This window comes from Priestia sp. SIMBA_032 (assembly GCF_046535215.1).
In the GTDB taxonomy this organism is placed as follows: domain Bacteria; phylum Bacillota; class Bacilli; order Bacillales; family Bacillaceae_H; genus Priestia; species Priestia aryabhattai.
In genome coordinates this window covers 34,439-60,391 of sequence record NZ_JAWRXD010000015.1, presented here as the reverse complement: position 1 = coordinate 60,391, position 25,953 = coordinate 34,439, and the positions used below count along the sequence as shown (strand labels likewise).

Sequence of the window (25,953 nt, the reverse complement as noted above, 5' to 3'; positions counted from 1 at the left end):
AACACTATTTTTTATTAAACTTGTTTATGCAAGAAGGTTCGATATATTTCCCTTAGTTCTTTATTTTCGAAGTCATTTATCAGCCTTGGCTTGAGGCCTACTTCTTCACGTTTTTTTAAGTCCTCGTTCATATTTCGTAGTACTTCCTGGACTGCTGCTTCTTGAGCTTTTCTTAATTCTTCCTGATTAGGCTCCTCGGAATTTAAAACTAACATTTTTCTTAATTCTTGAAATTGTAAAAGCCTTTTTTCAAATTCTATTTGATTTCCATTTTCTTTATAAAATAATTCTTGTTTTTCCTTTAATGTAAGGTTTTCAAGAACCATTTCTTTATCTTCAGCTTCTATCATAAAATCTGGAACTAACTCTTTTCTAGTAGACTTTTTAGGTGTAGAAACCTTTGATTCTTGTGATACTTTTGCATAGTCTTTTTGAATGGCTTTTATTACATAAGAATGCGGATGAGTGATATCTCCAGTAACTAAACGACCCTGCGTGTATTCTACATTTCTTTCAACTTGTTCTTTTGTAAATTCTGATAAAACCCACTCGATTTTTTCAGGCTTAACTCCTAAGCTCATTAAGTTATGGTACAATCCATTTTCTTTTTCGTTATCTAATAAATCCAATGAAGATTGGGTTAATTTAAGTTTCGTCTCTTTGGAAGAACTAGTACCATTCAAAGCAGACGAACTAGTAATGATAAACTCTATAGAGGTTACTTTTCTACCTGTTTTTATTTCTACAAATTCAAAGTAAATATCTGTTTTATTATTTATTTCTTTTTGAGCTACTGCTAATACTTTGCTCTTAAAATGGCCATACTGTTTGTATTTAGTAGACTCAATAGCTAAAAAATGACGTAATTCTTCAAGAGTTAGTTCTCTTTTTCTCAAACGCTCGTATTGCTTAAGAAGTTCATAAATACGAATTGAATAAACCGAATTAAGCCTCACAACATTTTCTAACTGGTACGAAGTAAATTTTTCCTTAAGCTCTAAAAATAAATATTTTAGACTAGGGTGAAATTGTAATGTTATATATCCTTCATTTTCTTCGTAAATCGAGGTAATAACCCAGTTATAGTTTCTTTGTCGGCCTTTTTCCTTTATGGTAAGAATTTTTGTTTGAAGACCATTCACAATTTCTTTTAAGTATGAGTAGAATCCTGTTCCTTTCTTATTTCCCACTATTTCTATAAAATCTTTAGCTCGGAATCTATATGTCTTTAATGTTTCGTCATTAGGTTGAACTTTAGACGCCATAATCAACAAAATCCTTTGTTCCTGCAAGGATAATTTATATGTACTCTCAATTAAAATGTTTGACTTAGTTACCCAGTTTTTTATGTTTATGCTTTCCAGATCATATGGTTGAACTACATTTGATTTCTTCATAAAATCCCCCATATTTTTCTAAACTATCACTAAAATATCATAAAAGTGATACTGTGTAAATTGCATGTTTAAGAGCAGCCTGTCCTTGCAATTTAAATATCACGCAAAATTAGTGATAGTTCAGGAGGAATTTTAACCCTAAAAACATAACTCAACCTTAATTTATTACCTTATATTTTAATTTTGATGCGCAAAATTGGTGATACTTAAAGCATGTCTACATTTATCACGCAAAATTGGTGATACTTAAGCTGGGTCTGCATTTTCCACGCAAAATTAGTGATACTTATAAACGTATAGAGATAAATACGCAAAATTAGTGATAGTTCGCGCAAAATTAGTGATAGTTTCACGCAAAATTAGTGATAGTTTCGCGCAAAATTAGTGATAGTTCGCGCAAAATTAGTGATAGTTCGCGCAAAATTAGTGATAGTTTATGCTTCTAAATGCTTTAATATAAGTATCTACAGAGGGTCTAAAACAATAAAACAATAAAACAAATATATAAAACAATATATAAAACAGTAAAACAACTGTAGTGTGTATTATATTTTAAGATTATTATTTGATTAGAAAGAAAATACTATTCTTAGAGTTGTCACTTTAATAGCATATCCAATTGAAGTGATTTTTAATCATAAGTGAAGGGATGTTATATTATTTTACTGAGGACTTGGTGAATTTTTATTGAATTACAAGATTAATAGACGTTATAATAGAGTCAACAAAACAGTGCGGAATATAAAAAGACTCCAACGTGTGCAAGTGGTGCGCCAACACCCTTACACCGTTAACCCTAAACAGCTAGGGAAAACACCTGTCGAAGTCCTAATACATAAATTTAATTACGCCTTTATTTTATAGGATAATTAGATTTATTTCAAGGGCGTAGTCTGTCAAAAAATCCGACATCGTTTTCCTATTTTATGGGATGCGATGTCTTTTTTTGTTCCTGAAAAGGAGAGGATAGACTGATGTCTACTACGCGTATGCTTACGGCAAAAGAATTTGATTATATGAAAAGTTATCAGAGTTTCATAGAAAACCGTTCTCAACATCAATCATTAAAACGAAAATTACTTAAAGAAATTATTAACCTTTACGGAGAAAAGTTTTATCGTCTCCACGAAGGAACTAGAAAAGCTTTAGACCGGCTTTGTTGGTTTGCTGCGGAAAGAGGATTTTGCTTTCCTGGTAGTACATATTTAGGTAAAACATATGAAAAGTCAAAAGGAACAATTGATCGCCATCTAAGTGAGCTTCGCAAGCAAGGACAAATTGTTACAGTTTATCGGCGTTGTCCTCGTAATAATGGAAAAGGCAGTCCTGTACATCTGTTTGTAAATCATCCTTATTTCAAATATTGGGTGAACTATTTACAACTCAATTTGGCTAAGAATGTTGAAACAGATGTTAAAGCAGAAAAAGACGTAATCCCCTGTGAGAGTAAGAAAGAGCTCTCTAAAAATTCTTCTACCTATAATTTATCTTTAAAAGATTTAAATAAATACATACGTAAAGAAGATACAAGTATTAAACTTTCACAGGATTATGTACCATCTTTTATTCCGAAACCGTTCAAACAAGCAGTAGCTCCATTCTTTAGGAATGCAGATGATATTTATAGCTTATGGGGAAAAGTCCTGCTAGCTTATAAAATTAGTGGCTTAGAAAAGCCTATAGAAGACTTAGTTTCTATTGCTGTGCAAGGTTTTAGGGAAACTCTTTTCGCTTACAAAAGAAAACGAATAAAAACTGTCTTTGAAGCCTACTTTTTTGGGACATTAAGAGGTTTATTTAGTGCTGAACGTAGACGAGAGGTTCGGCAAAATTTCGTTAATCCTTTATTTTTTAATTTTTTAGAAGCATAATTTTGCTTCTTATCTTCTTGCTTAGTATAGAATCCTAGGAGTTTGTAAGTAGGTAAAGAGTAAACATAATTATTATTCTAGATATCAATATTTTAAAATTAATTTTCTTTAAGTACTGTTAAAAAATAGTCTAATTCAATAAGACAAGCATACAATCACCTTTGCTATCAATGAATAAATTATAAAGATAAATAAAAAAGAAGGTGATTACAATAAAAAAATACGATGGTGAATATAGTAAACAGTTAAATAATCAACAAATAACAAAAAAATGTAAAAAAGGTAAAATTTGTATTAATATCAACATTTACAACCATGCCGAAACTGGAGGACAAATTAGTGGTAATGGAGGACAAAACGCTAATCAAGGTGGTCAGATTGCCCAAACGGGTGGACAAAATGCCAATCAAGATGGTGTGGTTATTAGAAAATGTGGCAAAAAAAACAAAGATAATAAAGTGAAAAAAATTAATTTCGAAGATAATATGAAATAATTATAGGGCTTCCTAAGCTGAGGAGATACTTTGCTTAGGGGTGCTGAAATTACAATAAGCATCAATTACAGAGTTAATATTATTTTTATTCTTATTAGGTTATTACAAATGGATACTAAAAGAAGAAAATAAACTTTTGATCTTGAGCAAACTGGACAAGGTACCCTCAGGTATCTATCCCTTTTTTTAGTTGGATTTAGCGCAGAAAAAATCCCGACTGCACAAGGGGTTTTTCTGTTATTTAGTTGTATACAATCTTAGTTACGCAGGGTAAGGTAGGGGCAGTACTGCCCCTACCTTACCCTGCGTAACTGTGCGGATCCCTTTTAAGATACATTGGTTCAAAAATAAAGGGGAAAGAAAATGATAAAAGAACATTTTTTTAAGGGTACAAGCAGCCTTTCATTTATTGAATAAGATATGAAGTAAGTTATAAAGAAAGGGTGATAAAAATAGTTAAGAAAAATAAAAGTAATGTGGACAATTATTGCTTTAATCCCCCAAACCAACCGGGACTTCCATCGGCTATTACTGTCAATTTGGCTGTTGTGGGTGATAGCCATGTGGGGTTTGGAAATAGCCAAAGTATGTTTAATAATCTTTTACAGAATGTGGTGAATAGTGGTAACAAAAGGTATGTTATTTTCGGGGGAGATGATGTACACGCTGGCGGGGTTTCAACAGCAGAAGCTACAAGGCGTTACCAACAATTCGCAAGTATTATAAATAATGTTTTAGGGACAAATATCCCCTATAGATCATCTATAGGAAACTGGGAAGATTCTACTGCAAATTTATTTAGAAGGTATGTCAACCGTTATCTAACTGGATATGTGGGTATTCCAGGAACGCAGGGATTGGTACGGCATCTCTGGCTAGATAACGCTAATCGAAGATGGAGCCAGGATAGTTTAAACCTATTAAGAAGTTTGGATCCTAATTATTATTATATTATCGATTTTCATTGGCCTTTGAGAGTTCCTGGGATAACTAATGAAATACATGACGACCACCTTATGACACAAGGAGAAACAGATATGTTTTTCAATGCAATACCTGCCAATGTGAGAAATAGAATTTTGGCTATCTTCACTCATCATGCACATAAACTTTTTTCAAATTCAGTTCCTATTAATCCTAGCTTTCCTAATACGCCATTTTATGTGACAGGATGTTCAGGCGATTATGCATGTAAGTCTGTTGATAGAGGTTATTATGATTTAAACTTAACTATTCAAAATAATATAGCCACTCTACAGACTACGCCAATAAGAGTCCAGTAGCTTGTAGAGTGAGGAAATAAAAAAGAGCTTAATTGTAGCTAAGCTCTTTTTTCTATGGAAAATATGTTAGTTTTTTTATTAGAGAACATTAAGTCCTGAGATTACATGGCCGCCCGAAGGCGGATCAACTTTTAGGCGTTCCTAATGTGTGCATCTTGTATCTCCCTACGACACAATTTTGCTTCAATAATTCCGGGAGATACCCCTCTTATCTCTTTTTACTTAGCATGATTTAAGTATGTAAAAAAGCAACCTCGGCTAGGCGAGATTGCTTTCCAAGAGAGGGAATTAGAGAGTGCTTTCTGCTTAACTGAACGTTGTTTCCCACACTGTCACAAGTAATTATAGTTGTAATAGGCCCCTGTGTAGTTATATTTCTTAATTCAAGTATTGAGTTATCTGGAATAGATAGAATAGTGTCTCCAGCAATCGGTCCTTGCATATTAAAAGGACATGCAGTTCCAGTTAGTACTGTTACAAGACTAGTATTATTGAAAAAATTACCGTAAGCAGGGCAAGACTTAGGTGGGGACTTTGGATATGAGGATGAACAAGGCTGAGTACAGCAAGAGTCATGCTTTCTTTTTTTAGATGAAGACATATCATAACCTCCTTTTCTCAATATACTATATTTAATGTTGATTATTTTTTTTGCTTGTATGCTTGTCTTTTAACTAATGGTAATATTTACATAATGTAAATATTAATAAGTTTTTGTAAAGGAGATTGCTTTAGCTAAAACGCAGCATATATATAAAGGACAGACTTTTTATACATCTTCCTTCCACCTGGATCCTGGGAAAAATCCGTTATATCAGGGATGTATAAAAAATTGTTTAGTCAAAAAATCTATTCTTCCTGAGAATCCTTATCTTGGTGAACAAGGGTTCTTTTTTTGTTAAAGATTGTAAAAGAGCTGCAAAAAAATACATCGGCATATCAAAATGAACTGAAACCAAAAAGTTAGGTACTTCATTTAGGCAGCTGTTGTACTTGTCAATGCATGATTTCCTCCCAAGTCCTAAGGTGGAGTGCTATGAATATAGGGAGGAGCTGGTTTTAATTTTTGTTTACCTTCAAATCCTCTTAGACACAATACATATTGAAATACACCTTTTCCTTCTATACTAGGTCTACTGGCTTATTCTTTAGTTGTACTCTTTTATTTTCAAAGAAATTAAAAAGAACATGTGGTTATAAGGTGAAACCCCTTAGATTTAAGAATCTATAGGGCGGTGAGTCTTACGTAGGGGTTACTTTACTAATCATATATGGTTTTTATGACTACTTAGAAAGACCATTATGGTAACTTGAGTTGAAATCCTCTTATGATACACATTAGGTACTTAAAAATGAAATTAAGCTCACTATGATTTGTGGGACGAATTCCTGTCTAAATTATTATACTTTATATTGAAAAAGCAGAAGGAGAACATGAAGAGATAACAGTTAACGCTGCAACGCCCACATATTTAGCGAAAGCTTTAGGTAAATCTAGAGCACCATTATCAGTCATTATGAATGATCTTTTGAAAAAAGGTATTTTAGGAGTAGCAGAAGCTGGTATTACCACAGAAGAAGGACGTAATTGTACTTCTCGAACTTGGTTTGTTAATCCGAATATTCTATGTTGTGGTCCTAAAAATAAAATTGATAGAGCTACTCGACAAATATTTCGAAGATCTTTGAAGAATTTTACTGTGGGAGATACTAAGAAAAAACACAAACTACCAATTTATTTATTTTAGAAATGCTCTTGCATTACTTTTTTTTTATCTTTTTTACATTTTTTAGGTGTTAGTTTTTTCTAACACTTCATATCTTACAAACCTTGATATAACAGTATTCTTGTATCTGTCCCTTCTCACTCTATATAAATAGCAATTCGCTGATAGAATTGCAAGAGTCTTTTTATAATTTTTTTCGCTAAAAAAATTATAGCCTAAAGGCTAAAAAAACCATCTCAAGACGGTCATCTTTTAATTAAAAAACTACTCAATCAATTTGAGTAGTTTAAAGTAGTTTAATCTAGCCATATTTGCCACCATTTCTTTTTAGCTTGATCTTTTGACAAGCTAGTAGCTATTTCTTTTTGGGATTCTTGGACTTCCCTCAATGTTGTAATTAATGTCTTATCTCGTTGTTCTAAACTATCTTTTATGTATGCTTCTTGTTTTAAAAATTGTTTTTTAAAGTCCTCTTGCTGTTTTTCTATAATCTCATTTTGATTTTTTACTAACTGTTTTAACTCATCTAATTCAGACATAACGGTTGTGACGTGTTTCGATATAACCGTTATGTCTTCTGTTGTAGCAGTTATATCCGTTATATCAGTTGTGTCCGTCATAACTTTATCTTTTATAATTTCTTTTACAGCCTTCGGAACAGTCATGCCTTTTTCATTTTTTAAAAGCATTAATTCTTTAAATAAATTTATATCATCTTGTGAAAACAAGAGTTGTCCTTGTTGATTACGTTTAAAGTTATAACCATGTTCTTCAAAAAGTAAATAATATTTTTTGACAGTTGAAGTAGTAACTCCAATAGCTCTTGCTAACCCTTCTACTTTTTCATAGAATTCCATGTACATACCAGTTATAACCTCCAATTTATTTAAGATTATAACTAGTATAACACCATCTTAATTTAATTTCGTAATTATCAAATTGGATAATTACGAAGCAAGTATTCAACTCTTAATAATAAAGGGTCTTTTTACGTCAAAGACTTTTCTTTAATCTAAAGGGATGCTTAAGGGGATGGTGTAGTAGATCTCTATAAATAATTAAAATTGAAACATTCAGCCCAGCATTACAAATTTTAATATCTATAATCTCAAAATTATTATTTTGAAGAAAGTCATTCAATTGTTCTTCATATTTGTCAAAGCTGGTTGTTAAAACATAAGTTTTTAATGTTTTAGAATTACCTAACATAATATCATACACTTCTTTCTATATTTGTCTTATTACAGTGTATGAAGCTTGTACATAATGGAAAGTGCATTTACTACGGTTTATTAATATTTTTATGCCTTATTCGTTTAGAAAAAACATGTGCCTAAAGGCTTAAAAATAAAGGTGATTAACCTCATTAACAAAATAAAAAACAACCTCAAGTGTTCAACTGAGGTTGTTTTTTAGGGAAATTTAATATGAGCTGAGCTGGCTTTACTATATCTTTCGCATACACATGATTATTTACGGGGGGAATATCATATGTATAAAAGGTGCACTTTTTATACATTCTTCTTCTAAGTCAATAATGAAGAAACCTTGTGACACCAAGGATGTATAAAAAGCTTCATATCCGATAAAAGTGTTCCTCACCACAGCCCTTGCCTACCAAGGGTTCTTTTTTTGTATGTGTTCCGGAAAGAGTGATTATGTTAACTAACCTTGTATATCATATACAGCTTAAAAACAGAAAAAACTACCTCACTCGAATAAGATAGTTCTTCTGGTGAATGTTCTAAATAGATGTATTTGATACTTTGCAGTATCTTGGGTAGTTTGCTCACTATATAAAACAATATTCATGATGGAAAAGTTTCTTAATGATAGCCCATACTATTTTCTTAAGTTTTGGACAATCCTACTAAAAGGTTATCTTAGTGAAAGGAGAAGATAAAAAATACTAGTAAATATTATTATGGGATTCATTTTCCCCTGGATTTTTGGTTTTATATTATACAAAAAAGAACCTATAATTGTTCTTCTAATTGCACCAATGGGAATCACAATAGCTTTTATACTAAATGATTTGGGGAGTAATTACTTTTGGCAATTCAAACCGACTTTTAAAAATCTAAGTTTATCAGCACTCCCTTTAAATATAGGTTTCTACCCTGTTTTATCTGCTTTTTTAATTTATTTTAAGGCGAAAAAGCAGATTAATACGATTTTCCTTTTACTTTGTTTTACCCTCTTTACTACAGGTTTTGAGGGTATGGGTTTAGTTCTAGGAAAAGTAGAATATTTTAATGGATGGAATATTATTGGCACTTTTATAAGTTATTTAATAGCGTATTTTATTATTTATGGCTATTATCGAAGTTTAGTAAAACATCATGTTTTAAAGGATTAAGCTTTTCTTTATAAAAATTTAAAGGTTTCATGTTTATTTGAGGCCTTTGAATTTTTATTTCCGATAACATCTATTATGTTAACTAACCTTGTATACCTTATACAGCTTAAAAATACAGAAAAAAACTACCTTAGAGTTAGGGAGAAGGTAGTTTTTTCTAGTCGTAAAATATAGATGTTAGCTGATACCTCGCGGCGTCTTGGGTAGTTTGCCCGAGTTGCTATTTATTATTCGCTTTATAATCTTAAATAAAAAAAGAAACAGATCTAAAAAGACTGTTTCTTGTAAAATTCCAATCCATCATAGTACTTTACCCCTTTGATCAAAAATGAAACATGAAATGTGATTATTTTTGATTAACTAGTTTGGGATAGATGTCTAAACATTAAATCCTTATCTTACATAAGATACAAGTACTAATCAATGATGCTACTATCATTTAAATTTTGGTTAACAGCAACCTCCATAGCCATAGCTACTGTATCCATATGGAGATCCATAACCGTAACCACCATACCCGCCGTATCCATATGGAGATCCATAGCCGTAACCACCATACCCACCATATCCTCCGGAGAATAAAGAACCAGCTAATAATCCACCTGCTAATCCACCTATGAACGGACCACCAAAACCAAAGCCGAAACCAGGTCTGCCAAAACCAAAACCCGGTCTACCAAAGCCGAAACCAGGCCTGCCAAAGCCAAAGCCTGGTCTACCAATAAATCTTTCATCTAAATTCATGAGAGAAACCCTCCATTTTGTTTTCTTATCCAATCAAGAATATGCATTAACCTAGATTCTCTCTTGGGCAAGTGTCTTTATTTGGTGAAAAATAAGTAAAAAGTAATAGAAGAGAAAAGCCTATTTTTTAAATAAAAAATTTTAAGCCATTCTATCTGTTGATCCATAGAATAATGCAACCTATGGAAAAAATGTGTTTCTATTTCCCCTTTAGGGGTCTTATATCGTTATAAAAAAGAGTGTTTTGTAATGTCTAATTGTGTTGAATTTGGATCTGGTTTTGCTTTATTAGTTGTTTTATTTATCCTTCTAATCACCATTGGATGTAGTTGTTATGGTGGCGAATACGGGGGTTACTAATAATAAAAAGAGCCTTTCTTATTAAGAAAGGCTCTTTTTTCAGAATTACTTTTAATATGTAGTGAGACTGATTAGGCGGATCTAATCAGTCTACTATGGGGCAAATAAACTCACATATGGGATCTTAGGTTGATTCATTGTATGTGAAAGAGACTAAAAGGTTATTGTTTTTATTAATGATTAGTATGATACATAGTTTATTTGCTTTGGGGAGCAATTTTATTTTTCAGTCATATCTTAAATGTATTCAGAATATGGAGGTGAAGACTATGTTCTTTGGTGGCTATGGAGGCGGCTGTGGTGGTTATGGTTACGGTGGAGGCGGCTGTGGTTTTGGCAGTGGCTTTGCTTTAATCGTTGTGCTGTTTATCCTATTAATCATTATTGGTTGTTCTTGTGGGGGAGGATTTGGTGGTTGCTAATAATTAAAGATCATCCTTATTTTAATTATTAGTTTCCTTTATCTTCCATTTTAAAAAAGCTAGCTTCATGTTAGCTTTTTTATTTGTCCTTACTGTATATACATAGCAATTGCCGATAATCTCCACTAGGTTAACTAACTTTGTATATCCTATACAGCTTAAAAAACCGAAAAACCAACCTCTGATTCCTAAAGGTTGGTTTTTTTGCTCTTGGAGAAGAGATTCGTGTTGGATATTGGATGCCTCACGACATCATGAGTAGTTTGCTCAACATGTTATTTATTATTCATTTTTATAATTATTAAATAAAAAGAAACAGACTTGTTAGGAAGTCTGCAACTGCAACAAGAAATAAAGCTATTTACATACAACAGGTATTGTATATGATCTAACGAACTTTAGCAGTGTGCCCTATTAAGGAGATTCTATACTTTATTGATCTTACTTATGTAGACTAGATTTGTATACCGTATATATCTTTAAAAAAGAAAAGGATACCTCTTCCCAGTCAAAGGAGGCAGCCTTTTTCTATACAGTAATTGCAATGTTGTGTCGACGCTTTGTCGCATCTTGAGTAGTTTGCTCATCATAAAAGAAAATATTCATGGTGAACAAGTCACCTAAAATAAATACAAAGAATATAATAAAATGAATTCAAAAATCAGAACATGATAAAAGGTTGGATGACATGAGTGGCTGTCATAGTATTTAGCATAAGCGGGGCTAATACAAGGGAACAGGACATATAGGAAATGTCCTTTTTTATTTGGATGAAAATATTTTAATAATTAATAGATTAGCTGTATTAAGAAGGAGGAACATTAATAATGCCTCATAAACAAAACGAAAATCTCATTAACAAGACAGAAAACCTTTCGATTTCCAATCAACCTTTAGTTAATGAGAAAAGAACCCCAGAGTATGAACCTACTTTTCTTAATCCCTATTTATAATAGGCAAGTTACCTAATCGATAACAAAAACATATAGTGTAGTAAGAATAATTTAGATGATGGAATGAATAACTCTTAACCTCCGTTTTTTTGTACCTCCTTGATTTATATAGTTAAAGATAGAAAAACCTATCTCTTCTTAGTCAAAAGAGATAGGTTTTTCTGTAGCAGAATTCAGTTATATGAGTCGATGCTCGGAAACATCTTAAGTAGTTTGCTCTAATTATTTTTGTGTTATACATCTGGACAATTTGCTTAGTAATGGGTAGCAACATATATTATGTATGACAAATACCACAACTCTTACTCTATTTTCATCCTTTGTAAGGATGGCAAAAAGCCCATGAACTAATTCATGGGCTTCTTTCTAGTAGCAATATATGAACTAGAGATCTATTTGAAGAGCAAGGAGGTTGCTCAATTCTTTAATTATTATTCTTTAATAAATATCAACTTGAACTACAGTATCAGTTGTACCTGTATTTCCTCCTGTTATTACTGCTAATGATAAACTATCTCCAGCTTGAAATGTAACTGAATGATTGTTATTTATATTGGAAGTTTGTGTACCGGTTAGTGAAATAGTGAGGGATGTATTAACACCATTTTTTCGAACTACCCAAGTATCTATAATAGAGCCTCCTGGTCCCGTTAAAGACCTTATACTTAATGAATTTATAATACATTTTTGACTTAGTCGTATAAACACTTCAGTAGTGGAAACCGAAGCTGTCCCTGGTCGGTAGAAATGAGTAGAAGTAGTAGGTAAACGGCCTGGGTCTGACCAAATAATTATAGAAGGCTGTAAGAGAGGGGAAAAACCTAAACTATTAGCATTAGAATTTATTAAATTTGTTGAACCAACAGTTATAACCCCAGATGTTTGGGATATATCTGCTGTAGCTCCTTGAATGGATGCTAATCTTAGACCTAGTTGGGCTCCGTTTTGATTAACTTCAGCCCCAATAAATGATCCAGATCCCGATGTACGATTTACTACCAAATTAATGTCCCGACAATAAAAATTATGTGTATTTGTATTAACTAATAATGCTCTTTTATTCCCTAGTCCGGTCGAGTTTACTGTAGTCGTTATAGCCCTTATAGCACTTGTACTGTCATTAGGAAGGCCTATTCCAAATGAATGAATACCGTAAATATTGGAAGTTCCATTTGCAGGAGCAGTGGAATTGTCTACGGTTATGGTAGCAGTCCTTAATTTAGCTGTTTGTGAAGTTGTTCCAGGGAAAGCGACTGCAGTTAAATTTACGTGGTTTGTAGAAGTTAATATGAGGCTAACATCTTCTACCCTTGTATTTTCCCCCATAGTCAATAGGGTTGTATTTGACGTTACATTTTGTCTGCGAATTGTTACAGTTAATAAGCTTACGCCTTTTAAAGAATTCCCAGGCGGCATTATGATGCTTTCATCATAAATACCTGGATAGACAACAATGGTAATACCAGTAGCACCTGTATTATTAATTGCTGATATAGCTCCATTGATTGTTTTAAAAGGGTATCCGCCTATAGCTCCACTATTGTCATCCCCTTGTTTGCTGACTATGGCAGTGTTGGGTTGGGGGACTAATAATCGTATTATTTTATCTATCATACTCACCTCTCATCATAAAAGATGCCTATGGTATTAGGATATGCAGTTAAATGAGAAGGGTTTGGACATGTTGTAATATAGAAAAAGCCATTGGACTCAATAGTTCCAATGGCTTTTAATTCCCATAATTGTGATTATGTTAACTAAAGATGTATACCATATACACCTTAAAAACAGAAAAAACTCCACAGCCGGTAGGGAGTTTTTTCTACATACATTTGTTGTTAGGACGATGTTATGTGACATCATGAGTAGTTTGCGCTGGTTATGATGTTTTAATTCATATAAAAAGCAAATAATCCATGAATACATTCTATTCATGGGTTATCTACTAGTTCAATTCATGAGCACGTTGGGTACCTTTTTAGATTATATGCTTGTCCTTAAAGTTCTATGACTTGTTTCTGTCAAAAAAAACTACCCCTCCCTCCTAAGTCATTTAGAAGATATCGAGGTAGTTTGTTAGGTGTAATGGAGAGAGAGTAGGGTTTATAAAAGGAAGCTCTCCATGTTGTGTAGTTTGCTCAAATTATTAGGCAGTATTCATACTAAGAAATTAATTAAAAATAAGTCCATAAATCGATTATTTATTGCTTGTCCTGTTCTTTTTCAATATTAGTGGCTATTTTATTAATAGCTTCTGTTAAATGATCTATTTTCTTTTCAAAGCGTAATAGAAGATAAAAAGTAACAACAATAGGAAAGCCAAAATTCCCAATAAGGTTAAGCCATTGTTCTATTTTACTTACCTCCTTTTAGATACCGTTATTTTATATATTATGCAGCCCAATTGAAAACGTTTGGACATGTTCTAGTGCCTTTTTGTTCCGGCAATTTTGGTTATGTTAACTAAGGTTATATATTATATAAAGCCTAAAACAGAAAAAACTACTGAAACTTGTCAGTAGTTTTTCCTCTAAGGTCATCATCTAATGCAATGGGAGCCTTTAGGCTTCTTGAGTAGTTTGCCCAATAAGCTAGTTTACAACAAACTCAACCACAATAGGGGTGGCAGCACCAAGTGTATCTCCGTCTGGAATAGTAGTGGTAGTGGTAGCTGAAGTATCAGCCGTTTGAATTTGTCCGTTAATATAGAGATTATAATATGCAGGGGAAGATGGAAAGGCAGTAGCAGCTGCACCAGCATCAGTAGTAAAGGCTGTGGCAAGAATGTTATATGCAGCACCAGTACCTGTACCTGCTCCTGCTGTAGTGCTAAATCTTAAAGAGTTCATAAAAGGTTTGACAATAGGCATTTATCTTTCCTCCTTTTTTAAAGGTCTTTTATCCGTTTTTAGAGGGATTCTTTTTCTAAGAACAACAAAACAAGTAGATAAAACCATATAGATGTTCTTATCTACTTGTTCTTTTATAAAGCTTGTTCTCTATTTATTATTCTCCCCTTTTAATTTAGAAACGGCATAAGACCTAGTATGGAGGATTATTTTATAAATTTAATAAGAGATGGACTACCTATCTAGATATTTGCCAGTTGCAGATAATAAAAATTTGATTATGAATAGATAGAAGGAATATTTAGCATTCTTTCTATCTCAAATGTTTTAGAGAGGAGGGAAAGATATATGCCTATTATTAAACCTGTTTATACAGCCACCAGTACAGTTACTGGGGATGTTACGGTAGCAACGACAACAAGTCTGACTCCTGCACCCGCAAGATTTACAGTATTCGTAACAGCACCAATGGTTGCTGGGGGAATCACGTCGATACCTGCAGCGAGTTTTATTGATGATACAGGAGCAGCAATCACAACTTTGCCTGCTGTAACAGCCAATTCTTACGCTAATGTATATATTAATGGAGTCATACAGCCTACCAGTGTATATACTCTGTCAACAACAGCTTTAAATATTGATGATGAGGTAACAGTTGGAGCACCTGTAATTGTAGAATTTGTAACTCATACTGCAACCTCTACTTCAACACCAACTAGTACTTTGGGTGTTACTACTGTAATTACCACTTAATAAAGTTTAAAAAAGGAAACGTAACAAAGCTTAGCTTTGTACGTTTCCTTTTCCTAGTATTTTCGATAATCAACTAATTGGTTAATGTTACCCCCTTTAAGACATGATCCCATGTTACATTACTATTTGGATCGTTGGGAACGTTAACTACACAAGTTTTACTTAATCCCCAATCTACTTCACTAATTCCTTGTAGAACTTCTACTGGATTAAGGATAAGAACTTTAAAGCTCCCCTTCATTAGCTGAGATAAAGTAGATTCTAATTCAACTGCTTCTTGATAATTAGCTACCCATCTAACAAATAAAATGGATGGACTATTTTTAACCTTATCTAAAAATCTATCTATCCGATAGTTGAGTGTTTTTTTAAAAGGTGGATAGGCTAAAAACCAAGGTTGATTCGGAATAATAGGAAAATCATGGGCAGAAAAAATTTTATAAACAGTATCTAGTACTAAATAGGATTTTACAGGTTTGTGAAGCCCTTTATCCGGAAAAACAAAAACTCCTTCATCAGCGTACATAGAAACTCCCTTATCATTTATGACACGCATGTTTTTAAGTTCCATAAATCCATTAAATTTATTTTTTAACAATCTATTTACATCAGAAAGGAATGGGGAATAGTTCCAATCAAGTGGACTTGATGTAAATCTTTTTAAATCAAGGCGTTGAAATTGAAGAGCTGGATTACAAGCACTTCCTAAACTAAAAACAGCATCATAGGATCCCCTGATATCTTGTAAGTTCAAATTAATCATTCTCCTACTTTTCTTTTGAATTTCTTTTATATAAGATCCTTAGTTGAGTAAATTTGTTTGGACAATTACTTTTATGTAAATCATATACATCCTAGAAACAGAAAAAACTACTGTTTGCCCTAAAAGTAGTTTTTCTCTAACTAAGAACCCGAAGTCTATTGGAAGAGCAAGGAGGTTGCTCAATATTATAGTATGCAAAGTAATGAAAAGGGTTTGGACAGGCGCTCAGTTTATCTAAGTTTTCTACTGTTTTTGTGTCTAATCCCTAGAAAATCCATTATGTTAACTAAGGTTGTATATGATATACACCTTAAAAACAGAAAAAAACCTATCTCTTCCCAATCAAAAGAGGTAGGTTTTTTCTGCTAAGAAAGAAAATTAGTTGTAGATGCCGATTCGGAGGGCATCTTGAGTAGTTTGTTCAAATGATAAAAAATTATTCGTAATGGACAATTAACTTAAAGGTGGTTTGCTGAATAGAGTGTAAGTATTATTGAGTATATTTCGGCATCAAGATTTGATATGGCCACCCGTCTTTCTAAGAAAATGACGTTCTTAATGATTTATATAAATCTGCTCTATACATAGAGGATATGGATTATTTATTAGACCATATCTTCTTTTGATACAAAGTAGGTGATTACGTGTTTTATTCATCTTTTTACACTCCTTTTCCTTATACTTTCTACCCTTATTTTGTCCCTTCTTTCGAACGACCTACTGGTTTTGTACTCGATTCTAGTGGAGAAGTTAATAGTTGGTGGGGGAATTATCCATTGGGGTATCCAGCTAAAGCGCCGAAGTATTATGGTGCAGGAGAAGCTCCTATTTCCGGACCTCTCGTACCTTTCAGTTTAAGGTATTATTATTAAACATAAGTAATTAAAAGGTACTCTTTGAGGAGTGTTATTCCAGGCTTGTTGCTACTAACATGTCTACTTATTTAATTTATAGTATAGGGAGAGATGTAAATGCCATCTGTTGTAGGCGCAGTCAATATCGGTAGTTTATTCGGCTCAGCACCCACTGTTGAATTTGGTGATTGTTTTAGGATTGCACCAAAGAGTACGGCTATAGCTGAAGTAGGAGCTGGCTCGGGTAATACAGGTAACTTTATGAATGTTATTAACGAGAAAAATTCAACTAATACTAAGAATGGCAGTATATTTAGTCAGAATATATCTGGTAACCTCTAACCTAATTCATATAATTAAGGAACCCATAGAATAAATTATATTTGGATTCTTTCCGATAAAATTCATTATGTTAACTACTGTTTTATACCATATACAGCTTAAGAACAGAAAAACTCCCTATTTCCGTAGGGAGTTTTCTGTCGTGCACCATTATTTTTGAGAAGATATTTTGTTGGAAACATCTTTAATAGTTTGCTCAATTTACTATTTATTATTCTCTCTATAATTATCAAAATGTGCGGTTTTCCTGGATGCTTGTCCCTTTCGAATTAGTAGATGGCACATACATTAAATATTATAGGACAAGTTATTTATTCCTAAATACAATACTTTTGGAAAGGAAGACTGCTTAATGAATTGGGAAAACCGAAAATGTCTATGCCAGGATTTTGCTAGAATTCTAGGCGGAATGGGTAGTTTAGATGAAAACGGTGTTTGTTTGGTACAAAAATTTCGTACAATTCGTTTTACAATCTTAGGACGTCCAACACGTTCCCCGTTAGTTAGACCTCAATTTTTCTCTTTCGAAGATGTAGATAGTAGGGGGAGAGCCCTAAATTTAGGTGAAACAGTACTTTTACAAGAAGAGGTAAATCCATTATTAACTGAACTTAGAAAACGAGACATTATTGTTACTGCAGTCCATAATCACTGGTTATTTGAAGAACCTCGAGCAATGTATATGCACTTTGAATCAGTTGAACCACCATTAGAATTTGCACGAAAAGTGAGAGAAGCATTTAGAGTGTTGAGAGACTAATAAATAGGTTTTAATGTAATAATGAAATTTGATTATTGTGATTACCGATAATGGTGATTATGTTAACTAATCTTGTATATCATATACAGCTTAAAACCAGAAAAACCTACCTTGGAGTTGGAAAGGTAGGTTTTTCTGGTTCATGAATGGTAATCACCGGTTATCTGACGTTGCAGAACGTCTTGAGTAGTTTGCTCAGAGTATCAAAATTTATCCTTGTTTTTCGAATTTCCTGTTTGAAATTTTGCTCATTCGAGTTAACTGTAAAAAAAATAAAAAAATGTTTAACATATTATCTACTTTGTAATACTATATAGTAGTAATAAGTAATACTTAATACTGGTGATACAGAGTACTAAAAATATAAGTGAAATAAAAATGGGGGAAAAACATTTGGAAAATATCACGGAAATGCTGAAAGGGGTGCTTGAGGGTTGTGTCCTTGAAATCATCAGCCGTGGCGAAACTTACGGCTATGAAATCACACAACAACTGCGAGAACTCGGTTTCACTGATGTGGTTGAAGGCACAGTTTATACCATTACCATGCGGCTTGAGAAAAACAATCTGGTGGACATAGAGAAAAAAACATCCACTAAGGGACCGCCGAGAAAATTTTACACACTCAACGTAGCAGGGCAAGAGCAACTTGATATTTTTTGGAGAAAATGGGGTTTCATCTCAAGCAAAATTAATGAACTCAAGAGTAATAAAATCCAAAGGAGAGAAGTAAAATGAATCTTTTTGAAAAAATGATCGGAAGTCTAGATGACAAGCGGGAATGGAGGGCGATGGAGGCACGGGCAAAGTCACTTCCAAGTGAGTATCGCAACGCTTACAAAGCTATCCAAAAATATATGTGGACTGCTGGTGGCCCAACGGATTGGAAGGATAGCAGTCGTATCTTTGTCGGCATTCTCGAACTTTTCGAGGAAGGAGCAGCGGAAGGCAAGAAAGTCACTGATCTTACGGGCGAGGACGTAGCTGCTTTCTGTGACGACCTAGTGAAGGATGAGAAAACTTGGAAAGATAAGTATCGGAAGAAGTTGAACGATACTATTGGTCGTGGCTAACGATAAAATCCTAATGCTTGGTTCAATGAATTTTATAAAATCGAGAATATAACTCCAAGCTTACAAAAGTTTGTGAAACAATGTAATTTAGTTAACTGGTGCTTTACTTCAATAAAAAACATAAAAGGATCTTCAATTGAAGATCCTTTTTTTAATACCGATAAACTACATTATGTTAACTAAACATGTATATCTTATACAGCGTAAAAACAGAAAAACTCCCTATTTCCGTAGGGAGTTTTTCTGTCGTGCACCATTATTTTTGATGATCCATCTATCGTGAGTAGTTTGCTCTAATTATTTTTGTTTTATTCATGTGGACAATTCACTAAAAGTAAGCTAATGAATATAATTTATTTGGTAGACAACATAATCATCCTTTTAAGTTCCTTCAAAATACACTCATCACACATCAGAATCCTCTTCAGTTATTCATTGCAGAGGATTTTAATGTTGATAAAAAACATTATATGAACTAAAAGTTTATACTATATATATCTTTAAAATCAAAAAAACTACTGGTGCGTACAATCAGTAGTTTTTCCCCTTATTTATAGGAGAGATAGAAGATGCCAGTGCATAATTTATGATATGTAAAGTAATTGCAAGTGTTTGGACAAGTGCTGACATTATTTTTCATGGATAAATAATTTATATTTTTAATCATTTTATAGACATTAGTATAAGCCGTCTTACTAATTTTACATAGGATATCTTAGCATCACATAAAGACATCCCATTTCCTTACCAGGACCTGTTACTAACACCGCCTATGTAACAGGTCTTTTATATGGGTTTCTTAAGACACTAATAAAGACATAGAAATTGGTCAGGCGTGGATAATTCTACTTTTACCAGTTTGGGACGAACATTTTTCCTTCTTGTACATATTTTAAAAGTAGAAACATATGGGGGTGAGAAATATGTGTTGTTTCGGAGGTTATAGCGGAGGCTACGGCTACGGTGGAGGCTACGGCTACGGTGGAGGCTTTGGTAGTAGTTTTGCGTTAATTGTTGTACTCTTCATTTTATTAGTTATCATTGGTTGTTCTTGTTTTAGTCATAAGGGCTACTAATAAGAAGCTATGTATAAAAACAGAAAAAACTAGCCGATCTAAAATTGTTCGGTTAGTTTTTTCATTCCATACTCGAAATGTTTTTGATGATTTAAAGCAACTTGTCTTTGGAGCTCAATTTTCAAGGACAGGGAAAACACACTGACTATCCGGAAAAATAGTTAGTGTGTTTTTTATTTCTTATTATTGACTATTAAGAGTTACGAACAAATACAGCGATACCAAACACACCTAATCTTTCATTTGTTATCTGCTTAAAACCATTATCAAGTAAGCATTCTGCTGCAGTTCTGTAACGTTTTCCATTTTGTAATAATCGTTGACAAGGTCTAGCATTTCCAATTACCGTTGCCTCTACAATTGTCCGTGGAGCTCGTCTATCTAGTGGATTTCGCTGCCAAAGAATAGTGACAACATCCGGAGGACGTGGAATAGATACATTTTCTTTATAGTTTTCTATATCAATCACCTCTTTTCTTTATTTCTCTATAGTAGATGCAAGAAAGAGAGTGATTGCTTGTACATATGCTGAATCCTGAATAATATGTGTTTGTTTTATTACTAATTGTTGATTGCCCTTGTTTTAAAAATGGTTAACTTGTTAAAAACATGGAAACAACTTTTAGTTGTTTCTAATAGCCTGTGCCACACACCTCAAAAAAAAGGAGAAAAAGAACCCAAAGATAAAATATGTCCAAGCTAACTTATTTCTTTTCTATATAATATTTAAAAAGGAAGTGAGAAAATGAAAAAAAATAAGTATAGCTCCCAAAATAAGGATGAAGTAAAAGTGAGAAAAAATAAGTATAGATCTTCACGCAAAGATGAAGTGGGAGTGAGTAATAATGAGCATAGTTCTTTAAGTGAAAATAAAGCAAGAGTAGGATCGTCACATCAAGAGTGTATTGACCGTGCCTATCGTATTCCCATATTTTTAAGTACGACAACTCATTTAAATGAAAACCAACAACGGTTTCTAGACCGTCTAATTTTAGAGATTGAGAATGCTTTGCTTTTTCCTCGTACATTACCTTTAAGCGAAAGTTACCCCGAATCCATTTTAACTGATATTCGTCGGCTAGTTTCATCGAGCTATGGAATGTTGGCATTAAACCTTCGCCGTTTTAAAATTCAAACAGTTGACGTCAATACAGGCCCCCTTCCACCATCCAATCCATTTTGGGTAGGATCAGTTTATTCACAAGTAGAACCTTCAATGGCTTTTCAATTTGGTCTACCCCTATTATTAGTAAGGGAAGAGGATACTGACGAAAATAATGGAATTTGGGCAGGAGGAATTGCTCCACTCAACCTATTTATAGTTTGGCATTCTGAAACTCAAACTGTAGATGAATTCTTTAACACTCCTGAATGGAGATCAGCCTTTGCAAATTGGAGTGCACAAGTAAGAAATGCTTTTTATATTCAGACCAAGCCTAAATTTAAGTACAGTTGTGAATGATAAACCGGTACTTTTACATCAAGCCGAAAATATACAAAGCTTGTTCACCCTTATATATCTTCGGGTTATTCAAATAATGTCTTAAGGCGATTTTTGGTTTAACTACCTAACAGCTAAGATCTGGTCCGTGATTTTTCGATCTATTTATATTTGTACTTCTAATTCTTCTTAATTGATGTCTTTGTTGAGCTTGTTCTTCGCTACGAGTAGCCTGTTTAATAGCATTAAAAACGTTATTAAGAGCGTTTATGTTGCTCTCATGTGTTTTTATTTCTTTTTCTAACCATGGGACGACTGTTTTCTCCATTGTGTTCATACGGCTTTGTTGTTGCTGTAAATCTTGTTGTCCTTTATAGCCCAGTTCTCTTAAGTTTTCATGTCCATATTTAGCTTCGCTTTGCAATTCTTCATAATCTTGACGGGCTTTTTTTGAGACAAGTCGTTTGGCTTTTTCTCCTGGGCTTCTGTCTAATTCTAGAAAACAAATTTAAACATCTTTAACATATTTTAATTCGTTCTTTCCTACGACTATAGAGGACTAAATTTTTATTAGTTTGTTTAATTAAAGAAGGTAGTATACGGTTTAAGTGTGTTTTTGGTACCTAGAAAATCCATTATGTTAACTAACTTTGTATGGAGTATACAACTTCAAAAAGAAAAGCCTACTGCTCCTGAACAGTAGGCTTTTCTGTGACGTAATTAGGTTTTATGAGTGATACCTCATTATATCTTGAGTAGTTTACTCAAATAGTCGATTCCTATCCGTTTTATTTTTAACCAGCAGCCTTTGAACCCGAATTAGATCCTAAGTTCCATAAACTAAATATAATCGTGATTAAACCAAGAACTACGCTTGACCAAACCTCTCCATTTGTTAATGAGTAGATGAATGGGAAAATTACAAACCAGACACCAGTAATCACAGAGATCCAATTTTGCCATGAATTCCAGCCAGGTTTGTCATAGCCCCATAACGATACAATAACTTGAATGATTCCAAAAACTATACTTGACCATAAAGCTCCTGATTGATCTGAATAACCGATAGCCCAAGGTGCGATAATAAACCAGACACCAATTAATGCATTTAAATTACCCCTTAATTTCATAATTACACCTCCTCTAAGTTTAGGAATCTTTAAAGATTCCATTGTTAGATTATATGTTTAGAAACTATAGGGATTAACTCAATATATAACAATTAAATAAACAGAATATTTAAACAATAACTTTGCTTTGTAATCGCTTTCATTTATAATGAAGATAGGTTGGATGGCATGAGTGGCTGTCATAGTATTTAGCGTAGGTGGGGCTGATACAAGGGATCAAGGCATAAAAGAAATGTCCTTTTTTGCTTTGAAAACATTTATTAAGAAATGGAAAGCTTTTATTTTTTCACTTAGTTGATTAATTAGAGAGGTGTTTTATATGAATGAAAATATTAACGTTTTTTTATTAATGTTGTCGGTGATCTCTATTTGTGGGGGATTGTTCTTAACAAATGTTTTTATTTATTCTCCTCTTATTGGTTGGCTTGTAGCAGTATTTTGTTTAATAATGAATTTTATTTATAAAGAGGAACAACTAAAATATAGAAAAAGAGAAGATTGAGAATAGAATCTTCTCTTTTTTATGGATTCTTATAACGTGTTTTATGCTAACTAAAAGTGAGCATCGTGTTTCAAATAAGAAGTAGATGATTTTTTAAAATCTTGATTTGTTTTAAGTATTATTTTTTCACACCTAGGCTTGCATTATCATAATATGTACCTACTAAACTGAAGAAAGGGATGGGATAGCAATGCCAGGGTTCATTAACATTGGAACTACAAGAATTAATAGCACTTCTAGTAATGGGTCTACGAATTTTGGTGAAGTAATTCATAATGGTCACACAGCACATACTAAATCAACTGGAATAAATAGGACATATGGTGACATTTCTTTCTCTTCAGCTAAAATGAAAAATACTCAAATAGATTCAGATATTAGTGATCAAACAGCTATTGCAAACGTTGATGGAATAAATGGAAATCAACAATAATGATGATGGTGATGAAACTCCTTGAAAATGGAAAAACTACCCGATCTAATTGTTCGATTAGTTTCGAAGGGTAGTTTTTCTGGCTTCTTATTGTTAACTTGAATTAATGAGGATTACCAAACGGAAGCTTCACAGCGTCTTTTGTGGTTTGTTCGATTTATGATATTTTAATTCATATTGCAAGTATATTTTCATCATTTAATTTGAACAATATACATATAGTATATGGACGGAAAAGCAAGGCTGCTTGTCTTTGGAATTTCATTTCGAAAGACAAGGAAAACACACTAACTATTTAGAAGGTAGTTAGTGTGTTTTTTGTAACGTAATTAGAAGAGAATATTGATACGAGAAAGTATCTCTATTAGTCTGTCTTGAATGCTGGACTTTATTCATTTTAAGCTTTAAAGAAGTAAACATGCTCATAAATGTTTACGGATACATATAATATGTCAGCCCATGTGAATTATGTTCCTACTCCTTTAGTTTTACTCAAACCTTATAAAAGGAGTGATAGTATGTCTAGTTATGGTGGATGTGGACTTGGTGGAGGTTTTGCCCTTCTAATTGTCTTATTTATTCTTCTTGTCATTATTGGATGTAGTTGTTTTAGTGGTGGCTACGGTGGCTTCTGCTAATACAATAAGAGCCTTTCAATTGAGAGGCTTTTACATAAACTAATATATTTTTAAATACTTTTTACGATGGGCAAGTTACTAAAATATTATTAATACATAGGATATAGTCAATGCACTCCAATACTTCATTAAATGAGTACCCTTTGTTTTTGGATGTATTCCTTACTAATTTAAAAACCTCCTGATCTTCGCTAAAATCAGGAGGTTTTTTCCGTTCATATCAAAGTATTTGGAGGTGGTTTTATGCAAGGAAAGCGTAGTGGTGACCGTCGTACCGGTAGTCGTCGTACTTCTTCTCGTACTCGTTTAGATAATTTTCGAAGAGGAGATCGAATTCAGGTGTGTTCTGCTGGAAGACAAATTGATGGCAACGGAATTTTTATTCGTGTAGAAGATGGTTTTTTAGTTTGGAATGATAACCCAGGTAATAGAAATACTACTAGTCTAGAAGGTATTAGCGTTCGGGGATTGAGTAGTGGCAACTGTTACTGATTTTTTGGACGGGCTCTAATCTAATATTAATTCAAAAAGCTCTCTACTGCCTAAGAGAGCTTTTTGAATTAGTAAGATTTTAAAAAGATAGTAGAAATAAAACAATAAACTATATAAGTAGAGCTAATTTATTTACATACACAGGGTCAACTTAAGTTGACTGAAAGTGCCTTAAGGCACAGTTGTTTTAGGCTGATATTTATTTTATTTGTGTTAGGCAAGTTACCTAATAAAGAATGGAAGCATAAATTACAATAAGTGTTCAAAAGAGAAAGGAGTAGGTTTATGCCTTATTCTATTATTGTTGGTAATGTATTGACCAATGGAATTACACAAAACGGAAATCTAGATTTTGGTCATACAGTACACAATAGTCATACAGCTAATTCAAAATGGGTAGGAGCTTGTATTTCTATGGGTAATTTCTCTCCTTCTACGTCTTGGATGGCTAATGGGAATTTTGATCCCGACTTTAGTGACCAAGATCAAATTGCTAACCCTTCTATGCCGATATCAGGGCAAGTTTAATAATAAAGGAGTACATTTTTTATGCCATGTAATATTAATGTTCAAAACTTTAATGCTAATGGAGTTACAGAAAACGCGAATTTAGACATTGGTAACACTGTTCAAAACAGTCATACAGCTAATTCAAAATCCGTAGGAGCTTGTTTTTCTTTTGGTAATACTTCTCCTTCAGTGGCTCACATGTTAAATAATAATTGTGATCCAGATATTAGCGATCAAGGCCAAGTTGATAATACTTCGACGACTTAAATCTCAATAAATAATAGATATAAAAATATTCTTTTTGTTCACTTTCAATTTTTAGATTAATTGCTAAAAAAGCTTCTAGATGTTTAATTTAGAAGCTTTTTTTCATAGGTGACAATAGTACAAGCTAAATAAAATAGAAAACATAAAATATCGTATCCATGCTAAAGGAAGGGAAAATACATGTGTTGTTGGAATTTCTTTGGTTGTGGCTGTAGACGCCGTTGTAGATGTGGTTGTTCGAACTATAACAACAATTATGGTGGTTGTCGCAATTATGGTCATAACGAGTATAGTGGTTATGATGGCTATAATAAAGGCGGCGGTCATGGCAATTATAACTGTAAAGATGGTTATGACGGTCATAAAGGTCATCATTCTGGTTGTAAATGTAAACAAGACGGCTATTCAAATTACTGATTTTATAAATAGGAAGGCTTGTTCGCATAATTGAACAAGCTTT

General features: G+C 33.1%; 29 protein-coding genes and 1 pseudogene. 20 read left to right on the top strand and 10 right to left on the bottom strand.

The genetic code is table 11. From position 1 onward, the window contains the following. Positions 1-14 precede the first annotated feature (14 nt). Complete coding sequence (locus SB717_RS26425; protein ID WP_410905459.1) at positions 15-1,397, bottom strand: replication initiation protein; 1,383 nt, start codon at positions 1,395-1,397, stop codon at positions 15-17. Between the two features lie 974 nt (positions 1,398-2,371). On the opposite strand from SB717_RS26425, the gene SB717_RS26420 reads away from it, so the two are divergent. The 4 genes and pseudogenes from SB717_RS26420 to SB717_RS26405 form a co-directional block, all read left to right on the top strand. Then, a complete protein-coding gene (locus SB717_RS26420) occupies positions 2,372-3,268 on the top strand; it encodes a transcriptional regulator (RefSeq protein WP_029319787.1) in 897 nt (298 codons plus the stop codon). A gap of 203 nt (positions 3,269-3,471) precedes the next feature. Beyond that, a complete protein-coding gene (locus SB717_RS26415; protein ID WP_410905456.1) occupies positions 3,472-3,762 on the top strand; it encodes a hypothetical protein in 291 nt (96 codons plus the stop codon). Positions 3,763-4,205: 443 nt separating this feature from the next. Next, positions 4,206-5,045 carry a hypothetical protein gene (locus SB717_RS26410; protein ID WP_452634143.1) on the top strand — a complete coding sequence of 280 codons (840 nt, stop codon included), beginning with the start codon at positions 4,206-4,208 and terminating at the stop codon, positions 5,043-5,045. Between the two features lie 1,424 nt (positions 5,046-6,469). Next, positions 6,470-6,793, top strand: a pseudogene (locus tag SB717_RS26405) (MarR family transcriptional regulator); the annotation flags it as partial. A gap of 275 nt (positions 6,794-7,068) precedes the next feature. On the opposite strand, the gene SB717_RS26400 reads toward SB717_RS26405, so the two are convergent. Next, positions 7,069-7,635, bottom strand: a complete 567-nt coding sequence (locus SB717_RS26400) for a DUF3967 domain-containing protein (RefSeq protein WP_223272405.1) — start codon at positions 7,633-7,635, stop codon at positions 7,069-7,071. A 1,061-nt stretch (positions 7,636-8,696) separates the two neighbouring features. Here SB717_RS26400 and SB717_RS26395 point away from each other — a divergent pair. Continuing rightward, positions 8,697-9,131, top strand: a complete 435-nt coding sequence (locus SB717_RS26395) for a hypothetical protein (RefSeq protein WP_264134266.1) — start codon at positions 8,697-8,699, stop codon at positions 9,129-9,131. Between the two features lie 450 nt (positions 9,132-9,581). Here SB717_RS26395 and SB717_RS26390 read toward each other — a convergent pair whose 3' ends face one another. Further along, complete coding sequence (locus SB717_RS26390; protein ID WP_410905451.1) at positions 9,582-9,875, bottom strand: hypothetical protein; 294 nt, start codon at positions 9,873-9,875, stop codon at positions 9,582-9,584. A gap of 249 nt (positions 9,876-10,124) precedes the next feature. Here SB717_RS26390 and SB717_RS26385 point away from each other — a divergent pair, with 249 nt between their 5' ends. Together SB717_RS26385 and SB717_RS26380 are read left to right on the top strand one after the other, a co-directional pair. Beyond that, the gene (locus tag SB717_RS26385; protein ID WP_221789694.1) at positions 10,125-10,235 is read left to right on the top strand and encodes a YjcZ family sporulation protein; all 111 of its coding nucleotides are present in this window, start codon (positions 10,125-10,127) and stop codon (positions 10,233-10,235) included. 269 nt (positions 10,236-10,504) lie between these two features. Further along, the gene (locus SB717_RS26380) at positions 10,505-10,657 is read left to right on the top strand and encodes a YjcZ family sporulation protein (RefSeq protein WP_029319846.1); all 153 of its coding nucleotides are present in this window, start codon (positions 10,505-10,507) and stop codon (positions 10,655-10,657) included. 1,391 nt (positions 10,658-12,048) lie between these two features. Here the strand turns inward: SB717_RS26380 and SB717_RS26375 are convergent. The 3 genes from SB717_RS26375 to SB717_RS26365 form a co-directional block, all read right to left on the bottom strand. Continuing rightward, positions 12,049-13,224 carry a hypothetical protein gene (locus tag SB717_RS26375; protein WP_410905449.1) on the bottom strand — a complete coding sequence of 392 codons (1,176 nt, stop codon included), beginning with the start codon at positions 13,222-13,224 and terminating at the stop codon, positions 12,049-12,051. Positions 13,225-13,811: 587 nt separating this feature from the next. Further along, on the bottom strand, positions 13,812-13,943 hold the full coding sequence (locus tag SB717_RS26370; RefSeq protein WP_306472607.1) for a YvrJ family protein: 132 nt from the start codon (positions 13,941-13,943) through the stop codon (positions 13,812-13,814). Between the two features lie 258 nt (positions 13,944-14,201). Beyond that, complete coding sequence (locus SB717_RS26365) at positions 14,202-14,480, bottom strand: DUF4183 domain-containing protein (protein ID WP_410905447.1); 279 nt, start codon at positions 14,478-14,480, stop codon at positions 14,202-14,204. Positions 14,481-14,807: 327 nt separating this feature from the next. Here SB717_RS26365 and SB717_RS26360 point away from each other — a divergent pair, with 327 nt between their 5' ends. Further along, positions 14,808-15,212 carry a DUF4183 domain-containing protein gene (locus SB717_RS26360; RefSeq protein ID WP_410905445.1) on the top strand — a complete coding sequence of 135 codons (405 nt, stop codon included), beginning with the start codon at positions 14,808-14,810 and terminating at the stop codon, positions 15,210-15,212. Between the two features lie 73 nt (positions 15,213-15,285). On the opposite strand, the gene SB717_RS26355 is transcribed toward SB717_RS26360, so the two are convergent. After that, positions 15,286-15,975 (bottom strand): DUF1796 family putative cysteine peptidase, encoded by a 690-nt coding sequence (locus SB717_RS26355; RefSeq protein ID WP_410905443.1) that lies wholly within the window; start codon positions 15,973-15,975, stop codon positions 15,286-15,288. Positions 15,976-16,946: 971 nt separating this feature from the next. Here SB717_RS26355 and SB717_RS26350 point away from each other — a divergent pair. The 5 genes from SB717_RS26350 to SB717_RS26330 all read left to right on the top strand — a co-directional run bounded on the left by SB717_RS26350 (position 16,947) and on the right by SB717_RS26330 (position 20,080). Beyond that, positions 16,947-17,171: a spore germination protein gene (locus SB717_RS26350; protein ID WP_328236155.1), complete on the top strand. Its 225-nt coding sequence runs from the start codon at positions 16,947-16,949 to the stop codon at positions 17,169-17,171. Between the two features lie 352 nt (positions 17,172-17,523). Beyond that, positions 17,524-17,931, top strand: coding sequence for a DUF1259 domain-containing protein (locus SB717_RS26345; RefSeq protein ID WP_098623029.1), 408 nt, complete (start codon positions 17,524-17,526; stop codon positions 17,929-17,931). A 393-nt stretch (positions 17,932-18,324) separates the two neighbouring features. Then, complete coding sequence (locus tag SB717_RS26340) at positions 18,325-18,669, top strand: PadR family transcriptional regulator (RefSeq protein ID WP_335401302.1); 345 nt, start codon at positions 18,325-18,327, stop codon at positions 18,667-18,669. Then, on the top strand, positions 18,666-19,004 hold the full coding sequence (locus SB717_RS26335; protein ID WP_410905441.1) for a DUF1048 domain-containing protein: 339 nt from the start codon (positions 18,666-18,668) through the stop codon (positions 19,002-19,004). The genes SB717_RS26340 and SB717_RS26335 overlap by 4 nt, the downstream gene beginning before the upstream one ends. 923 nt (positions 19,005-19,927) lie before the next feature. After that, on the top strand, positions 19,928-20,080 hold the full coding sequence (locus tag SB717_RS26330) for a YjcZ family sporulation protein (RefSeq protein WP_335444591.1): 153 nt from the start codon (positions 19,928-19,930) through the stop codon (positions 20,078-20,080). 193 nt (positions 20,081-20,273) lie between these two features. On the opposite strand, the gene SB717_RS26325 is transcribed toward SB717_RS26330, so the two are convergent. After that, entirely contained in the window at positions 20,274-20,549 is a 276-nt protein-coding gene (locus tag SB717_RS26325; RefSeq protein WP_335403060.1) for a hypothetical protein, read from the bottom strand. 366 nt (positions 20,550-20,915) lie between these two features. Here SB717_RS26325 and SB717_RS26320 point away from each other — a divergent pair, with 366 nt between their 5' ends. Continuing rightward, a complete protein-coding gene (locus SB717_RS26320; RefSeq protein WP_274158086.1) occupies positions 20,916-21,542 on the top strand; it encodes a hypothetical protein in 627 nt (208 codons plus the stop codon). Positions 21,543-21,648: 106 nt separating this feature from the next. Here SB717_RS26320 and SB717_RS26315 read toward each other — a convergent pair whose 3' ends face one another. Then, the gene (locus tag SB717_RS26315) at positions 21,649-21,945 is read right to left on the bottom strand and encodes a hypothetical protein (RefSeq protein ID WP_335444589.1); all 297 of its coding nucleotides are present in this window, start codon (positions 21,943-21,945) and stop codon (positions 21,649-21,651) included. A gap of 370 nt (positions 21,946-22,315) precedes the next feature. Then, positions 22,316-22,651 carry an SPW repeat protein gene (locus SB717_RS26310; RefSeq protein ID WP_335539316.1) on the bottom strand — a complete coding sequence of 112 codons (336 nt, stop codon included), beginning with the start codon at positions 22,649-22,651 and terminating at the stop codon, positions 22,316-22,318. 319 nt (positions 22,652-22,970) lie between these two features. Between SB717_RS26310 and SB717_RS26305 the strand changes: the two genes are divergently transcribed. The 6 genes from SB717_RS26305 to SB717_RS26280 all read left to right on the top strand — a co-directional run bounded on the left by SB717_RS26305 (position 22,971) and on the right by SB717_RS26280 (position 25,493). Continuing rightward, entirely contained in the window at positions 22,971-23,153 is a 183-nt protein-coding gene (locus tag SB717_RS26305) for a hypothetical protein (RefSeq protein WP_410905438.1), read from the top strand. A gap of 190 nt (positions 23,154-23,343) precedes the next feature. Beyond that, positions 23,344-23,586 carry a spore germination protein gene (locus SB717_RS26300; RefSeq protein WP_074684358.1) on the top strand — a complete coding sequence of 81 codons (243 nt, stop codon included), beginning with the start codon at positions 23,344-23,346 and terminating at the stop codon, positions 23,584-23,586. A 518-nt stretch (positions 23,587-24,104) separates the two neighbouring features. Continuing rightward, positions 24,105-24,224, top strand: a complete 120-nt coding sequence (locus SB717_RS26295; RefSeq protein ID WP_074684359.1) for a YjcZ family sporulation protein — start codon at positions 24,105-24,107, stop codon at positions 24,222-24,224. Positions 24,225-24,467: 243 nt separating this feature from the next. Beyond that, positions 24,468-24,716: a hypothetical protein gene (locus SB717_RS26290; protein WP_098622543.1), complete on the top strand. Its 249-nt coding sequence runs from the start codon at positions 24,468-24,470 to the stop codon at positions 24,714-24,716. 285 nt (positions 24,717-25,001) lie between these two features. Further along, positions 25,002-25,244: a spore germination protein gene (locus SB717_RS26285; RefSeq protein WP_048022330.1), complete on the top strand. Its 243-nt coding sequence runs from the start codon at positions 25,002-25,004 to the stop codon at positions 25,242-25,244. A 21-nt stretch (positions 25,245-25,265) separates the two neighbouring features. Further along, positions 25,266-25,493, top strand: coding sequence for a spore germination protein (locus SB717_RS26280; RefSeq protein ID WP_074684361.1), 228 nt, complete (start codon positions 25,266-25,268; stop codon positions 25,491-25,493). Positions 25,494-25,953: the final 460 nt, after the last annotated feature.

Coding starts and splice junctions, on each gene's coding strand:
- SB717_RS26425 (WP_410905459.1), bottom strand. CDS start 1,397: ATGAAGAAATCAAATGTAGTTCAACCATATGATCTGGAAAGCATAAAC.
- SB717_RS26420 (WP_029319787.1), top strand. CDS start 2,372: ATGTCTACTACGCGTATGCTTACGGCAAAAGAATTTGATTATATGAAA.
- SB717_RS26400 (WP_223272405.1), bottom strand. CDS start 7,635: ATGTACATGGAATTCTATGAAAAAGTAGAAGGGTTAGCAAGAGCTATT.
- SB717_RS26395 (WP_264134266.1), top strand. CDS start 8,697: ATGGGATTCATTTTCCCCTGGATTTTTGGTTTTATATTATACAAAAAA.
- SB717_RS26390 (WP_410905451.1), bottom strand. CDS start 9,875: ATGAATTTAGATGAAAGATTTATTGGTAGACCAGGCTTTGGCTTTGGC.
- SB717_RS26385 (WP_221789694.1), top strand. CDS start 10,125: ATGTCTAATTGTGTTGAATTTGGATCTGGTTTTGCTTTATTAGTTGTT.
- SB717_RS26380 (WP_029319846.1), top strand. CDS start 10,505: ATGTTCTTTGGTGGCTATGGAGGCGGCTGTGGTGGTTATGGTTACGGT.
- SB717_RS26375 (WP_410905449.1), bottom strand. CDS start 13,224: ATGATAGATAAAATAATACGATTATTAGTCCCCCAACCCAACACTGCC.
- SB717_RS26365 (WP_410905447.1), bottom strand. CDS start 14,480: ATGCCTATTGTCAAACCTTTTATGAACTCTTTAAGATTTAGCACTACA.
- SB717_RS26360 (WP_410905445.1), top strand. CDS start 14,808: ATGCCTATTATTAAACCTGTTTATACAGCCACCAGTACAGTTACTGGG.
- SB717_RS26355 (WP_410905443.1), bottom strand. CDS start 15,975: ATGATTAATTTGAACTTACAAGATATCAGGGGATCCTATGATGCTGTT.
- SB717_RS26350 (WP_328236155.1), top strand. CDS start 16,947: ATGCCATCTGTTGTAGGCGCAGTCAATATCGGTAGTTTATTCGGCTCA.
- SB717_RS26345 (WP_098623029.1), top strand. CDS start 17,524: ATGAATTGGGAAAACCGAAAATGTCTATGCCAGGATTTTGCTAGAATT.
- SB717_RS26335 (WP_410905441.1), top strand. CDS start 18,666: ATGAATCTTTTTGAAAAAATGATCGGAAGTCTAGATGACAAGCGGGAA.
- SB717_RS26330 (WP_335444591.1), top strand. CDS start 19,928: ATGTGTTGTTTCGGAGGTTATAGCGGAGGCTACGGCTACGGTGGAGGC.
- SB717_RS26310 (WP_335539316.1), bottom strand. CDS start 22,651: ATGAAATTAAGGGGTAATTTAAATGCATTAATTGGTGTCTGGTTTATT.
- SB717_RS26305 (WP_410905438.1), top strand. CDS start 22,971: ATGAATGAAAATATTAACGTTTTTTTATTAATGTTGTCGGTGATCTCT.
- SB717_RS26300 (WP_074684358.1), top strand. CDS start 23,344: ATGCCAGGGTTCATTAACATTGGAACTACAAGAATTAATAGCACTTCT.
- SB717_RS26295 (WP_074684359.1), top strand. CDS start 24,105: ATGTCTAGTTATGGTGGATGTGGACTTGGTGGAGGTTTTGCCCTTCTA.
- SB717_RS26290 (WP_098622543.1), top strand. CDS start 24,468: ATGCAAGGAAAGCGTAGTGGTGACCGTCGTACCGGTAGTCGTCGTACT.
- SB717_RS26285 (WP_048022330.1), top strand. CDS start 25,002: ATGCCTTATTCTATTATTGTTGGTAATGTATTGACCAATGGAATTACA.
- SB717_RS26280 (WP_074684361.1), top strand. CDS start 25,266: ATGCCATGTAATATTAATGTTCAAAACTTTAATGCTAATGGAGTTACA.